The organism is Veillonella atypica (assembly GCF_041431435.1).
Lineage (GTDB): Bacteria > Bacillota > Negativicutes > Veillonellales > Veillonellaceae > Veillonella > Veillonella atypica.
On sequence record NZ_JAPVXV010000005.1, the window covers coordinates 208,196 to 222,803 of the forward strand.

At 40.2% G+C, this 14,608-nt stretch carries 13 protein-coding genes; 2 read left to right on the forward strand and 11 right to left on the reverse strand.

What is annotated here, in order from left to right; all coding sequences use genetic code 11:
• Positions 1 to 76: 76 nt before the first annotated feature.
• On the reverse strand, positions 77 to 1,021 hold the full coding sequence (locus O3598_RS07915; protein ID WP_016476404.1) for a DUF2156 domain-containing protein: 945 nt from the start codon (positions 1,019 to 1,021) through the stop codon (positions 77 to 79).
• A gap of 31 nt (positions 1,022 to 1,052) precedes the next feature.
• A complete protein-coding gene (locus tag O3598_RS07920; RefSeq protein WP_156717606.1) occupies positions 1,053 to 2,177 on the reverse strand; it encodes an efflux RND transporter periplasmic adaptor subunit in 1,125 nt (374 codons plus the stop codon).
• Positions 2,178 to 2,345: 168 nt separating this feature from the next.
• Here O3598_RS07920 and O3598_RS07925 point away from each other — a divergent pair, with 168 nt between their 5' ends.
• Positions 2,346 to 3,197 (forward strand): aldo/keto reductase, encoded by an 852-nt coding sequence (locus tag O3598_RS07925; RefSeq protein ID WP_009660639.1) that lies wholly within the window; start codon positions 2,346 to 2,348, stop codon positions 3,195 to 3,197.
• Positions 3,198 to 3,477: 280 nt separating this feature from the next.
• Here O3598_RS07925 and O3598_RS07930 read toward each other — a convergent pair whose 3' ends face one another.
• The 3 genes from O3598_RS07930 to O3598_RS07940 form a co-directional block, all read right to left on the reverse strand.
• Complete coding sequence (locus O3598_RS07930) at positions 3,478 to 3,801, reverse strand: branched-chain amino acid transporter permease (RefSeq protein ID WP_105084758.1); 324 nt, start codon at positions 3,799 to 3,801, stop codon at positions 3,478 to 3,480.
• A complete protein-coding gene (locus O3598_RS07935) occupies positions 3,794 to 4,510 on the reverse strand; it encodes an AzlC family ABC transporter permease (protein WP_316064955.1) in 717 nt (238 codons plus the stop codon). The genes O3598_RS07930 and O3598_RS07935 overlap by 8 nt, the downstream gene beginning before the upstream one ends.
• 137 nt (positions 4,511 to 4,647) lie before the next feature.
• Positions 4,648 to 5,814 (reverse strand): iron-containing alcohol dehydrogenase, encoded by a 1,167-nt coding sequence (locus O3598_RS07940; protein WP_005375752.1) that lies wholly within the window; start codon positions 5,812 to 5,814, stop codon positions 4,648 to 4,650.
• 253 nt (positions 5,815 to 6,067) lie between these two features.
• Between O3598_RS07940 and O3598_RS07945 the strand changes: the two genes are divergently transcribed.
• Positions 6,068 to 6,886 carry a MetQ/NlpA family ABC transporter substrate-binding protein gene (locus tag O3598_RS07945; protein ID WP_227068365.1) on the forward strand — a complete coding sequence of 273 codons (819 nt, stop codon included), beginning with the start codon at positions 6,068 to 6,070 and terminating at the stop codon, positions 6,884 to 6,886.
• Between the two features lie 66 nt (positions 6,887 to 6,952).
• On the opposite strand, the gene O3598_RS07950 is transcribed toward O3598_RS07945, so the two are convergent.
• The 6 genes from O3598_RS07950 to O3598_RS07975 all read right to left on the reverse strand — a co-directional run bounded on the left by O3598_RS07950 (position 6,953) and on the right by O3598_RS07975 (position 14,478).
• A complete protein-coding gene (locus O3598_RS07950) occupies positions 6,953 to 7,768 on the reverse strand; it encodes a nitroreductase family protein (RefSeq protein WP_005375737.1) in 816 nt (271 codons plus the stop codon).
• A gap of 348 nt (positions 7,769 to 8,116) precedes the next feature.
• Complete coding sequence (locus O3598_RS07955) at positions 8,117 to 9,670, reverse strand: nitrite/sulfite reductase (protein WP_371452320.1); 1,554 nt, start codon at positions 9,668 to 9,670, stop codon at positions 8,117 to 8,119.
• A gap of 288 nt (positions 9,671 to 9,958) precedes the next feature.
• Positions 9,959 to 11,350, reverse strand: a complete 1,392-nt coding sequence (locus O3598_RS07960) for a cation:dicarboxylate symporter family transporter (protein ID WP_005379686.1) — start codon at positions 11,348 to 11,350, stop codon at positions 9,959 to 9,961.
• Between the two features lie 204 nt (positions 11,351 to 11,554).
• The gene (locus tag O3598_RS07965; protein ID WP_005379684.1) at positions 11,555 to 12,283 is read right to left on the reverse strand and encodes a LutC/YkgG family protein; all 729 of its coding nucleotides are present in this window, start codon (positions 12,281 to 12,283) and stop codon (positions 11,555 to 11,557) included.
• Positions 12,283 to 13,728: a LutB/LldF family L-lactate oxidation iron-sulfur protein gene (locus O3598_RS07970; RefSeq protein ID WP_005384145.1), complete on the reverse strand. Its 1,446-nt coding sequence runs from the start codon at positions 13,726 to 13,728 to the stop codon at positions 12,283 to 12,285. Before O3598_RS07970 ends, O3598_RS07965 begins: the two co-directional genes overlap by 1 nt.
• A gap of 12 nt (positions 13,729 to 13,740) precedes the next feature.
• A complete protein-coding gene (locus O3598_RS07975; RefSeq protein WP_005375746.1) occupies positions 13,741 to 14,478 on the reverse strand; it encodes a (Fe-S)-binding protein in 738 nt (245 codons plus the stop codon).
• Between the last annotated feature and the right edge of the window lie 130 nt (positions 14,479 to 14,608).

Below are 14,608 nucleotides of genomic sequence, written 5' to 3' on the forward strand. Positions count from 1 at the left end.
ACTCTACCCTTTATTATAACGGAAAAGAGTGGCACCATACAGTACCACTCTCACATTCGTTATTAAATTGACCTGATTATTTACCGCCCGTTGCATTATCTGCTTCATTAGCATATACAGCATCATATTTTTCTGCAAAATGATCAGGATTATAAGATTCCTTCGCTTGACGAAGACCAGGCAAACCCATATCTTCTTCACGATTGATAAACTCTACATTGCTAAATTCATGGCGGATGAATTCATTATTAATTGCTTGATACAAACCGCGAATATCCGGATTGGCTTTTTCAATGTGAATTAAAGCCATTCTATCATTCATTAATTCGCCGATACTGAAAGCCTCTACGCGACCAAACAACTTAATAGCGCCGCCTTTTAAGCCTAAGACATCCCAATGATCAAAGAGTAAATTAATCGCCACTAATTCATCTTCAATACCTTCTTCGTGATGAGTTTCCACCCAAGACGCTGCTGTCTCACGGCACAATGGAATGATGTCTTCTGTAATTGGCACATATTCATAGTTGGAATATTGCATACGGAATTGATTCAAGTGATTTTTCTTTTGACGGAATTTCTTACCGGACAAATTGATAAGATCTTCAGACTTATAAATATATTCGTAGTTATCACGGTCAGGTGTGAATACGTAACGGCCTGGGCATAGTTCCTCCATCCGTTCTTTCACAACCTTGCTAACACCTTTGAAAATGAATGGTAATTTATTTTCTACAAACCATTCTTTTGCACGCAATAAACCATCGAGGAACTTCGCATCCTTACCAGCAAATGGAGGTAATAGGAATGGATCGCGCTTACCACCACCTTGGATGTACAATACGCCATTTTCTTCAGCCCAACGAATGCCATAAGCTTCTTGCCACATATACAATGTAGTAAAGCAATTATCCGACGCTTCGTAATGATGTTGTTCAAAATATTTATCGATTAATGGTTTATCTCTTAATTCAAAACGTTTAAATTCTAAAATAATAATCTCCTCCTTTTCAACATTCATGGTTGCTAGTTTCTAGCTACCCATAAGATATTTATTGAACCTTCACCTTTTCACCTAGTTCAAAGGTTCCCTTGGTTGTAATAACTTGTTCGCCTTCATTGAGGCCTGTCATGATGGACACATACCCATCTTGTTCATCCCCTACTTCAACGACACGTACGTCTACCGTATTATCAGCGGTTAATACATATACATATTTACCATCTTGATTTTCACGTACTGCCGCAGCAGGAACAACGAGCATCTTAGCTTGAGCACTAGATTCGATGGTCAAACTATAAAATTCACCAGCCTTAATAGCTCCTTTTTCGTTGTTGAAAGTAGCCTTAACTAGTACACTTGGTACATTTTCAGGCTGGTTTGTATCTATATAGGTCAACTCACCGGGAATATCTGAATCACCGACATGCAAAGACACTTTAATACTTGATTTTGCCTCTGGGCTAGCTAATTTCATAGCCGCATCACGAGGAATACTCAAGGATGCTACCATAGGCGTCTCTTGTTGTATCAACATAAATGGACGATCTGCAATCGCCATTTGACGATCTTCATTGTAAATAGCAGTCACCACACCAGCTATCGGAGCCGTAATATTAGAGGCTGCTATTTGTGCGGATACTTGAGCAATTTGTGCTTCAATAGCAGCAACGCTTGCGCCATTGCCACCACCGCCACCACCACTTGTGGTTGTCACAGTTTGAGGTCGAGACCGTTCTAAAATACGATTATATTCCTTTTCGGTAATATTACCAGCTTCACGCATTTGGCGAGCACTTTCAAGTTGTGCACTGCTAACCGTAGGCGCCGTCGTTGTCGTTGTTGTTTCAACAGCAGGCGTATAGGATTGGGCCGCACTAAGCTGACCTTGTAAGGACGCTAATTGTTGTTGCAATGCCGACGTATCAATTGTCGCCACCACTTGACCTTGTGTGACCTTATCGCCTACCTTCACAGCATATGTAGCCGCACCTGATACAGCGGGCGTAATAGTGGACTTATTAAGAGCTGTTACATTCGCTTCATTATGAATTTGTAACGGCATATCTTTATAAGTAACATCGGCAACGGATACCGTAGATGTACCACAACCTGTAATCGCACATACAACAATGACCAATAGTGCCATTACAGCACCAAGTCGAAATTTGTTCATACTTTCACCTTATCTCTATCCATTGTATTGATTTTTATCAATACCTTAGTATATCACAAAATCAATAAGAATTGTATGAAAGCTAATTCCCTATATGATTAGATATTACTAGTCAGAAATAATATCTGATATAATATTCCTAAACAAGTATACATATGGAGGTTTCTCATGGAAGAACGTATGGATTTTAGAATTTTAAATAATGGTAGCTTTGTGCCATCCATCGGATTTGGCACCTACAAAACAGGAACGTCGGAGGAAACGGAGCAAGCTGTAACGAATGCCTTACAGGCTGGATACCGTTTACTCGATACGGCAGCTTATTATGATAACGAAGAAGCCGTCGGCAAGGGCATGAGTGCATCTGGTATTAATCGGTCCGACATCATTGTAACCACTAAAATTTGGCATACCAATGCCGGTTACGATGCTACGATGCGCGCTGTTGAAAGTGCTCTAAAGAAGTTAAATACTAATTATATAGATATCATGCTTATTCACCAACCACTAGGTGATTACTACGGCTCTTGGCGCGCTATGGAGGAATTATACGACCAAAACGTGCTACGCGGGTTGGGTCTTTCCAACTTCTACGAAGACCGTTTAATCGACTTGCTATACCACTGTAATGTAAAACCTGTGGTGAACCAAATCGAGTGCCACCCGTTTAACCAACGTCAATCCTTATTACAATTAATGCGTAAGCATCAAGTAGTAGGTATGGCGTGGTCCCCATTCACACGCAATCGCCAGCCTATATTCGAGCACCCTATCATCAAGAGCTTGGCTGAAAAATATGGAAAAACGAAGCATCAAATCATCTTGCGTTGGCACATCCAACGAGGCATCATTCCATTGCCAAAAGCAACAAGCTTAGAGCATATGAAGTCTAACTTTGACGTCTTTGACTTCAAATTATCCATTACAGATATGGATCTCATGGAGCTACTTGATCAAAGAGCGTTTTTGGAAAATCATCATACTGCTGCAGGTCTTGAGCGGATTTTACAACTAAAATAGTTATAGTTTATGAATCCTCGCATTCTTATCTCTAGCAACATACATAAATGAAATATCCCCTTCGTCAAGCCTCCACCGGCCGGGTCTGACTTTGCCCTGCGGGCTTCGCAGGGCCAAAGTTGTTTGACGAAGGGGATATTTCATTAACATAATACTCTCAGCATAATAAGAATACGAGGATTCATGTTTACTCTAACTAATTTTATAAATTAAAATCCGCTCAAATCCAGTAATCAGTCTATCCTCTTTTCCAAAAACGTTCTTTGATTCGGGAGTAATATTATATATTTTGTACGATAAGCATATACACTATAGTACCTACGGCAATGGATACGAGCATGTTCCGTTTCCATAGATGTAATCCTACTGTAACCAGTAATGCTATCAATTCAGGGATACCATATGGGTATGCTAAAACGACGGTTTCCTTAAAGGTATATACGACGAGCATCCCCATAACGGCAGCGGGTAATGCTTTTCCTAAAAAGAGTACAAAATCTGGTGCCTTTTTCCCAGGTGGGAATATGAGGAACGCCCCAAAGCGAGTCAATAATGTACCTGCTACTACGATAGCAACGGTCATAACCATTTCTATATTAGTCAAGGCGCACACCTCCCCATTTGTACGCAAGATAGCAAACTACCAGCATACAGCTCATAGATAGAAGCATAAAGAGAGATTTCCCCACCAATAAGAGCATGGCTACCGCCATAGCTGCACCAGCTACACCAAAGGCTCGAATCTTATTATTCTTTGCATTAAGTAGCATTTCAAGAAATACCACAATAAATAGCCCTTGTAACACGAAATCAATGCCTCGTAAATCTACAGTAGTCAATAGATTACCAAATAGACCACCTACAAAGGTACTAAATACCCAGAATATATAGTTAAGCCAAGACACGTGGAAGTAAAACCATTTTTTATCCACATCATCCGGTAATCTTGTAGACATGTTGATAGCAAAGCTTTCATCACACATCCAAGCAACGGTAGGAAACCACTTCCAACCCATATGAACATATCGTTGTAGCGCAGATAAACCGTAGAAAAAATGACGACCATTAACGAACATGGTTAAAACAAAGGCATTAATAGGATCAAATCCAGCCATCAACATACCTATCGTTACAAACTCCATGGATCCTGCAAAAATGGTTGCTGCCAAAACAGGTGGTGTCCACCAAGGGAACCCTTGGCTCGTAGCATATAAACCAAATCCTAAGCCTATGAAAAAGAAGCTTATGCCCATAGGAATCATAATAGGAAAAGCATAACTAAAAGCTTGACGCCCTTTATGTAATTGTTCCATTAATATATCGCCTTCTTTCATTTACACTAGATTATGATATTCATAAAATGTATATAATACCATCATATTCTCCATACAATGTACAAAGAAAAGACACCTACCAGGTGTCTTTTCTAATATATACACTATTCTACTAATTATAAGGCACGCGTTAAAATTTCGCGAGCCACTTCTGGTGTGACATCACCTTTTTCACCAAGTCGAGTCATACCATGATCTTCTAATTGTTTTACAATTTTATCAATTGCTTCTTCGCCTAGACCATAGTCTTTTAAATGCGTTGATACACCAAGGGACTCGAAGAATTCACGCGTTTTAGCGATCGCTTTGTCTGCTTTTTCTTCTGTTGTACCTTCTGTGATATGCCATACACGTGTAGCATATTGTGCCAATTTTTCAAGCTTGTCTGCTTTTTTCACTTCTAACAATGCAGGCAATACGATAGCTAATGTAATCCCATGGTCAAGATGGTAGGCAGCAGTCAATTCATGACCGATAAGATGTGTGGCCCAGTCTTGTGGCACACCGGCACCAATCAAGCCGTTTAATGCCAAGGTAGAAGCCCACACGTGATTAGCACGAATATCGTAGTTTTCTGGATTTTCTACCGTTTCTTTACCGATTTCAATCATAGTTTTCAAAATGCCTTCGCTGAAACGATCTTGAATACGGCCTTCCACAGGGTATGTTAAATATTGCTCTGTAGTATGTACAAAAGTATCGATGACGCCGTTCTTAACTTGTTTTTCAGGCAATGTGAAAGTCAACGTAGGATCGAGCATGGAAAACTTAGGGAATACTAAGCTACTGAATACAGGGAATTTTCCGTCACCATAAGTAATAACGGCACCATTGTTCATTTCAGAACCTGTGGCAGGTAGAGTCATAACTGTACCAAATGGTAATGGATTTGGCACCATTTCCACTGGAACCTCTGGTACACCAGCTTTCATAACTTCAACGACAGGACCATCATAAGTAGCGCCCATAACGATAAGTTTTGTAGCGTCTACTACAGAACCGCCGCCTACAGCGAGAACGAAATCTACGCCATGTTCTTTAATGAAAGCTACCGCACGTTCACATGTTTCAAGGGATGGGTTTGGCTCAATACCGCCGAATTGCTCTACCTTACGATTACCAAGTGCCTTTACAATGCGGTCAATCAGACCACTGCGCACTGCAGAGCCACCACCATAGGTAATAAGGACCTTTGCATCCTTTGGAACCAATGTATCTAATTCACCTAAACGATCTTTACCAAATACGATATGTGTAGGGTTATAAAAATCAAAGTTAAACATAGGGACCTCCTAAGTATTATGTTTGTATTCCACCGCTTTAATTGTATAAAACTTATCTGTATTATATCATATTTCGATTTTTTTAAATATGTCTAGATAACGCTACTTTCAATTACTTAATAACTCTACTTTACAATCATCGTAGGAGCCATAGTTTTAATCTATATCCAACCTCTATATTTTTATCTATATACAAAACCCCATTTACATGATAGGATATATCCATTATATGTATATAGAAAGGGATGTTCACATGAAATTAAAGAAATTTATTGCCCCTCTTCTCGTTGGCGTTTTAGCATTCGCCATCGCAGGCTGTGGCACAAATACAAATCAATCTAGTCAGACACCAAAGGAAATTAAAATCGGTGCTACTGCAGGCCCTCATGCTCAAGTAGCTGAAGCAGTTGCAAAAGAGGCTCAAAAGCAAGGTATCGACCTTAAGGTTGTGGAATTCTCCGATTATGTAACACCAGACAAAGCATTGGCTGATGGAGATATCCAACTCAACGCATACCAACACGTTCCATTTATGGAAAACTTTAACAAACAAAATGGTTCCGACCTTGTAGCTATTGGCAAAACGATTTTAATGCCTATGGGATTGTATAGTAACTCTGTACATAGTGCACAAGATGTACCAAATGGCGCTATCGTAGCTATTCCTAACGATCCAACAAACGGCGGTCGCGGTCTCGCATTACTTGCTAAAGTAGGTCTCATTACATTAAAAGAGGGCGTCGGCTTTAAAGCAACAGTAGCAGATATTACATCTAATCCTAAAAACCTTCAAATTCAAGAACTTGAAGCAGCTCAATTGCCACGCAGCTTAGATGATGTTGTTGTGGCAGCAATTCCTATGAACTATGTTCAAAGCGCAGGCCTTAATGTAGAAAAACAAGGATTCTTCTTAGAGCCAAAGGATGAACCTTTAGCTGTTATGATACTTGCTGTACGTAGCCAAGACAAAGATAACGAAACATACAAAAAAATTGCAGACATCTACAAATCTGATGCAATCAAACAATTCATCAACGATACTTTCAAAGGTAGCATTACCTCTGCAAACTAACAAAAAGCGATACTCTAACTTTTTTTAGAGTATCGCTTTTATTTTATTCTTTAGTATCAATCACGTTTATTCTTCAGTATCGAATGTAACATCCAATGGTTGGCGTTCCACAATATTGCGGTAACGAACCTTTGGATAGCCCATTAAGATACCACCAGCAATGATTTTATCCTCAGGTACACCTAATAGGTCCAATAATGGTTCATATTCTGCTTCTCCGGCATGTTCAAAGAAGCCTGCCCAACAAGTACCTAATCCTAATGTTGGTGCATACAACTCTGCATAAGACAAGCAAGAATGACCACTATCGTGAGTACGATGAATATCCTTTTTAGAACCGATAGCCACTACTAACGCAGGCGCATCGCGCAAGATGTATTCCTTACCCTTATCCACTTCAGCTTGTGCTGCACGAGCATAAAGACGCATAATGGGCACAGTTTTTGCCGCTAAATGCATCCACTCAAGAACGAGATCTGCAATGCGGCGTAATTTTTGTTTATCCCGAATTACGATATATGAAATTCCTTGCGTATTTGTCGCAGTTGGCGCCATACGAGCCACATTCAATACCTTGCGAATCAATTCAGCAGGAACTGGTTTATTTTGATAATTACGAATAGAGCGACGGCTGCGCAAGAATAACTCAGCTTGCTCTGGCGTTAATTTTTGTTCTTTTGTGATATCGATTTGCTCTTTACGTGGTGTCATATCACTATCAAGAGCAAGCGTTGGGCATACGGAAATACAATGCCCACAGGAGATACAACCTCCCTTGCCAGTCACAGGCCCATTCTCGGACATCACTAGCAAGCCTGTCGGACAGTCAGCTACGCAAAGGCCGCATCGTGTACAGACTTCTGTATTGACGGTAAATAACATCTGATAAATCCTCCAAACACTACTATAAAGCTTATTATAACACAATCAATCAAGGGTTATCTAGGCAACATATGCTTTTCAAGGTTATTCTCCCTATTTTGATGAGGCCCCATTTCATTTCTACAACCTAGTTAAAAAAGTACGAATATACTTGCTTGCTATGGGACTAATTCATAGCAGGTGTTATAAAAATAAAACTAGGTATTTCTGCAGCGACTTTACGAAGGACGGAGCAAGGAGATACCTAGTTTTATTTTTAATTAAGTTGTCGTAGTGAAACGGGGCCCCATAGCAAACGACATAATATCTGCTCAATTAATGGGGCCCTATCACAAGCGGAAAGTATATTTACTCAAATGCTTTTACAAGTTCCATATATTGAGTCTTATGAGTCAATCGCCAAGAACCAAAATCCGCTTCTGGTGCCTCATTAAGTATATTGGCTAACGCCTCCATAAATGCTGGAATTTTTGCAGCTACAATATTCCCAGCCATTTTACCAAAACTTTCAGAACCCATATGTTCTGAACCACCATCTACGATAATGAAAGCAGGTTGTGGTTTCTTATCTACGAGTTTTACAGCACCGTGAAATCCAATCTCCCCAATTTGATGAGTTCCACAAGAATGTGGGCAACCAGAAATATGTACTCGCGGCAATTTTTTTGTATCGATACCTTTTTCTTCAAGATGATCAAAGACAGCCTTTAGCAAGCCATTAGAATCTTGCATTCCGATTTGACAAACTGTAGAGCCCACACAGGATACGGAACGACGAAAATCATCGCGTGCGCTATCATCTGTTAATTCCGCAATTTTTCTAGCTTCGTCAGCGGTCAAATTGATAAAAAACAAGGCTTCATCCGGTGCAATGCGAGCCTCCACTTGGTCTAGTGTAACAGCATAATCAAGGGCCGCCAATATATGTTCAACGTTCGCATCGCCACCAACTGGGTGGTATTCTACAAAGTACAGACCTTCTTGTTTTTGACGATGAATACGATGATTTTCTACCGAATCATCGCGCTTGCCCGTCTTCGTAATTTCATAAGCATAATCTGCAGGATTAATGGTCAATTTTTCAATCTCTTTCACCATTGCCAATGTTTCTTCATAGGTTTTGATGAAAGCTTCCGCGCCCCCCATTTCTGCAGGCATATAACGGGTACGTGCTTTGCCGCGATTTTTAAAGTTACCATGGTTTGCAAATACCATGAGCATAGCTTTCACATGATACAAAACATCCTCAGGTTGCACATCACGAGCTACGGGAATACCGATGCGAGGATTAGGACCAATACCACCACACGCATATACATCAAAGGTATGATGTTTTGTTAAATTGAACCCCAGATCCTTAAAGGTAGCATGTGGTGTGCTATCAAATCCATTATCAATACCCATCTTAAATTTACGGGGAATCTTGATATAAAACATTTGCTCCATAAGAAATTCGCTAATGGCTGCCGCATATGGTGAAATGTCAAAGGTCTCGCGAGGATCAATGCCGCGTAAGATACTGGCTACTACATTTGGATTATCGCCGCCTGCACCGCGATTATAAATGCCATGTTCATAACATTCCTTGAAGAGCTGTAAAATAGTTTCCCCATCGAGTCCATGCATTTGTAAGCATTGACCGGTTGTAAAATGAATATGTGTAAGATTGTACTTGCGGATAGTATCTGCTAAGAACCGCATTTGTTCTTGTTTGATGCGACCACAATTAAAACGCCAACGGCTCATGCCCGTAGCAGCACCACGTTCGGCGTAGCTACCATATGCGCCTGACTGGCCCTTATAGTCCGCAATAGACATCTCTTTCTTATAAAACTTGCGTGTCATATCTTCAAACTTTGGATAATCTGCAATCAAACGTTCTTTTACTTCTTCTGTAATCATAGTACTACCTCTTGGCTTATATTTATTAAGCATATATAGAAACTTTTATATGTACATTATACGCTTATGTAATACTTGAAAACGTATCCATAGTCACAATTATATATATAAATATTTGTATTTTGATATTACAAAATGTAATAATAATTATTTTCGATTGCACCGAAGAAGGGTATAAATTTAATTGCATTACAATCTATGCATTCTACTACAACACATAGTCCAACTACGCAAAAAGCAGCAGACCTAATATCTGCTGCTTTCACAATCAATATGATTATTTAACTATTATTCCTCACCTTGTGTAGGATTGTTATACGCATCTTTATCAATGGTGCCCATAATTTTATCTACCACAAGTGCATTTGTTAAGGAGCCGGATACGTTCAAGCATGTACGTCCCATGTCGATTAATGGATCGATTGCAAGGATTGGGCTGATGGATGTAAAGTATGCACCAAGACCAGTACCACTAAGGGATACGGATGCAGCCATTGTAGCCGTACCAGGAACGCCTGCAATACCAACGGAACCAATGGCGATAACGATAACGCTCATGATGTACATTGTCAAGTCAAATGGAATACCCGCTACATTAGAAATGTAAACTACCACAAGAGCTGGGAATACGCCGGCACAACCTTGCATGCCTGCAGTAGTACCAAAGGATGCTACTGTATTAGCAGTTGTAGCATTTACACCAAGACGTTTTGTCAATGTTTCAACAGTCAATGGCAATACACCCATAGAGGAACGGGATGTGAAGGCCAACAGTAATGGAGCCTTCGCTTTTTTAAAGTATGTAATCGGGTTGTAACCAAAGCTAGCAATTAAGATAGCTTGAACGACGAACATGATCAAAAGACCTACGTAAAGCAATACTACGAAAAGTCCCATATCGAGGATGGCTTGCAAGCCACGTGTCGCTAATGTAGATGCCAATAAAGCAACTACGCCGTATGGCATAAGGCCAATAATGAAATCGGCAACCCAGGAAATCAATTGATGAAGCTCATCAAATAACTTTGTAAAGATTTCCATGTTATTGGTGCCCGTTTGTTTTAAGAGACGGGCTACGCTGCCCAAGATGATGGCAAATACTACGATGCCAATAACATTTGTTTCTGCAGCAGCTTGAATAGGATTGCTAGGAATCAAAGCACGGAATGTATCCACCATCGGTTTGATTTCACGGATTTTTTTACCGGACTCAACAATATCAAAACCTTGACCTAATCCAAAAGCATTACCGAGGATAAGGCCTACGATAGCGGCTACAGCCACCATGCCGAGGTTAGTGGACACCATGGCAACTACCAACTTCTTAAGATTAGCCCCTGCCTCCATGTGTAAAATAACATGGACGATGGAGATAAATACGATAGGAATAACAAGCATGCGGATTAAGTCGATGAACCCACCACCCACAAGGGAGAACCACTTCGTACTTTCCTTGATGTAGACCACCTTAGACGGATCATCAGGAAAACCAGCAATAACTTGAATTGCTACGCCTAATACGGCACCAACAATAGTGCCAATAATAACAAGATTACCAAAGGATGTACCCTTACGTTGCAATACATAAATACCGATTAAGGCAAGTACAAACACTGCGATAATACCAATACTCAATGAATTGCTTAGCATGAGGTAATCCGTAAAGAATGGAATATTCATAATACACCTCGTTTAATTCATATTAAAATAATAGGTTATGAACTTAGTATATCATACATCGAAAAATTTACAAGTGCTATATCGAAATTTCTACAAATAGATGTATGCCTATTTTGCATTCTATACAAAGGTGCAAAAAGGCGACCTTCCATCGGAAGATCGCCTTATACAGTCTTTAGTTATATTAAGCCTCTAGTATTAGGACTATCTGTTAACAAGGACATATGTTACTTGGATAGGACCATGAGCACCATCTACAGTAACGAGCTCGATATCAGCCGTACGAGACGGACCGGAAATCAAGCAGATATTTGTAGGGAAATTAGCTGGATCATTGTGGTAACGTTCAGCCAAATGTTCCATTGTTTGTGTCATGCGTGGGTTGATTGTATCAGTGTACAATACAGCAATGTGAGTTGTAGGCAACAAGCTGATAGCACGACCAGATGCTTCGCCAGATGCTTGTACTACAGTAGCTGTTTCAGCAATACCGCAGTATGGGAATGTAATACCAATATCTGCATTTGCAGTATTAGAAATACATTCTTCACGGCCTTTAGCTGGGTCCCATTGGAAGTATGTACGAGTGCCGCCATTATTAGCTGCATCTTGTTCGAATAATTCTTTTAATTTATATTCGTCTACTTCAGGAGTGCTTGGGAATACAATCTTACCATTGCCCCAGTCTTCGATAGCTGCCAAAATTGTTTCACCTAATTTATCAGGTGTAGTTTCAACGAATTTTGTACCAACACGTTGACATTGTTCCTTAAACATTGTCAAAATTTGATCTTGATTCAAATCTTTGAACATAGTTTCTTGAGGACCATGGCTGTAATCAAAATCCTCTACATAGGCAGGGCACATTTCTTGATCACGGCCTAATGCACGAGATAAACGTGCAATAAATTGTTTACGTTTAGCTTCATCCATTATTTTTTCTCCTTCTTCTTGTTCTTTTCATGTTCAGCATATAAATCGCGGAATTTCTTGAATTTCAAGGAACCCAATTCTTTAGACTTAGTCCAGCCATTCATTACAGGCACAGCTTGAGTCCATGCAGGCATATTACCTTCTTTATTACTAATCAAGTTCATGCCGATAGCGCCAGCTTTTGTACCAAGGTCGAATAATGTGGAGTTACCAAACATCTTAGCCGCTGCAGTGAAGATTGCTTCTTCTGCTTTCGGACGAGTTTTTTCGATGTCAGCCATAATATGACGGTGTTCCATCAATAATTCATGCAATGGAATAGCTACTGGACAGTTTTCTGTACATGCACCGCACAATGTGGAAGCGTATGGAAGATCACCTGCTACGTCGTAACCTTTGAACAATGGAGTCAATACAGCACCCATTGGACCTGGATATACGGAGCCATAACCGTGACCAGAGATGTGACGGTATACAGGACAGATGTTCATACATGCACCACAACGGATACAACGTAACATTTCTTGGAATGTACCACCCAAGATACCGGAACGACCGTTATCGATAATGATGATGTGAGTTTCTTCAGGGCCGTCAGCTTCGCCAGCACGACCAGGACCAGTCATCATGGAGAAGTAGTTGGAAATTTTAGCACCTACTGCAGAGCGGTTCAACATTTCCATCATTACGTCAAGAGCTTTGAAGTCAGGAACGATACGTTCTGTACCCAAGAAGATTACTTGAGTCTTAGGAATGGAACTAGACATACGACCGTTACCTTCGTTGGAAACGATAGTACAAGTACCAGATGCAGCAACTGCAAAGTTACAACCATTAACACCTACGTCAGCTTTCAAGAAGCGTTCACGTACATAACCACGTACGAAGTGAGTCATTTCAGTAGGGTTTTCAGTACCTGTATAACCTAATTTTTCAGCGAAAATTTCGCGGATTTTATTACGTTCAAAGTGAAGGCCTGGTACTACGATGTGAGATGGAGGACTCACTGCAGTTTGCAAAATGAATTCCGCCAAGTCAGTTTCGTTTACTTCGATACCAGCTTCTTCAAGGACTTCGTTCAAACCAATTTCTTCAGTTAAGATAGTTTTGGATTTAACGATCATTTTGGCTTCGCGTTCACGAAGGATATCCAAAGCGATTTGAGTCGCTTCTTTATCGTCGAATGCAAAGTGAACTTTAGAACCAGCTTTTTCAGCGTTTTCAGCGAATTGGTTTACATAGTAATCCAAATTGTTAAGAACGTGATCACGAAGTTTAGCTGCTTCTGCGCGGAAATCTAACCATTCAGGAACGTCCGCAACTACTGTATTACGTTTATCATAAAACACGTCTTGTGCTTTTTTGATAGCTGCAACTTTGAAATCATCAGCCAAACATTCTTTTATACGTGTTTTATAGGGGCGATTGTCATATATAAGTGCCATGTCGTCTCCTCCTTAGCGGCAGTTTAAGATTTCAGCAATATGCATTACTTTGATACGGCGATCGATTTCACCATCTTTATGAAGACGGTCAAGCATACCTGCAATATTCATCAAGCAAGCTTGGTCGGAACCGGAAATTACATTAGCACCAGTGCTAGCGATTTCCAAAGCTTTTTCGCGTGTCATTACTTCGCTGATTTCTGGGTTTTTAACGGAGAATGTACCGCCGAAACCGCAGCAACGGTCTGCACGAGGTAATTCAATCAACTTAAGGTCTTTTACATTGCGAAGGAGTTTGAAAGGTGGTTCTTTTACACCCATCAAGCGAGTTACGTGGCAAGATGTATGGTATGTAACAGTTTCGTCAAAGCGTGCGCCAACGTCTTCTACACCCAATACATCGGTAATGAATTCAGTGAATTCATAAATTTTTCCGCTCAATTTTTCTGCGCGTTGTTGCCATTCAGGTTGACCTTCCAAGAAGTGTTGGTATTCATCGCGAATAGCAAAGGCACAGGAGCCAGACATGCTAACTACATAGTCAGCGTTTTCGAAGCATTCGATTGTATTCTTAATAGCATCCATAGCCGCATCATTGTAACCGGAGTTTGTGAACATTTGTCCACAGCATACTTGTTTCTTAGGCACTACAAGGTCGCAACCTAGTCTCTCAAGTACTTCTACGCCAGCCATGCCAACATGAGGGTAGAACATATCAATCAAACACTGTTGGAAAAGATGAATTTTCATATTTTCGTCCTCAACTTTTCTAGTACTTAACTCAAAAAAAATTTTGATATGTATCCATTTAGGTCGATAAAATTTCACAAATTATCAGCCTATACAATAAATTGACGATCTTTAAAGTGTTATATTTAAA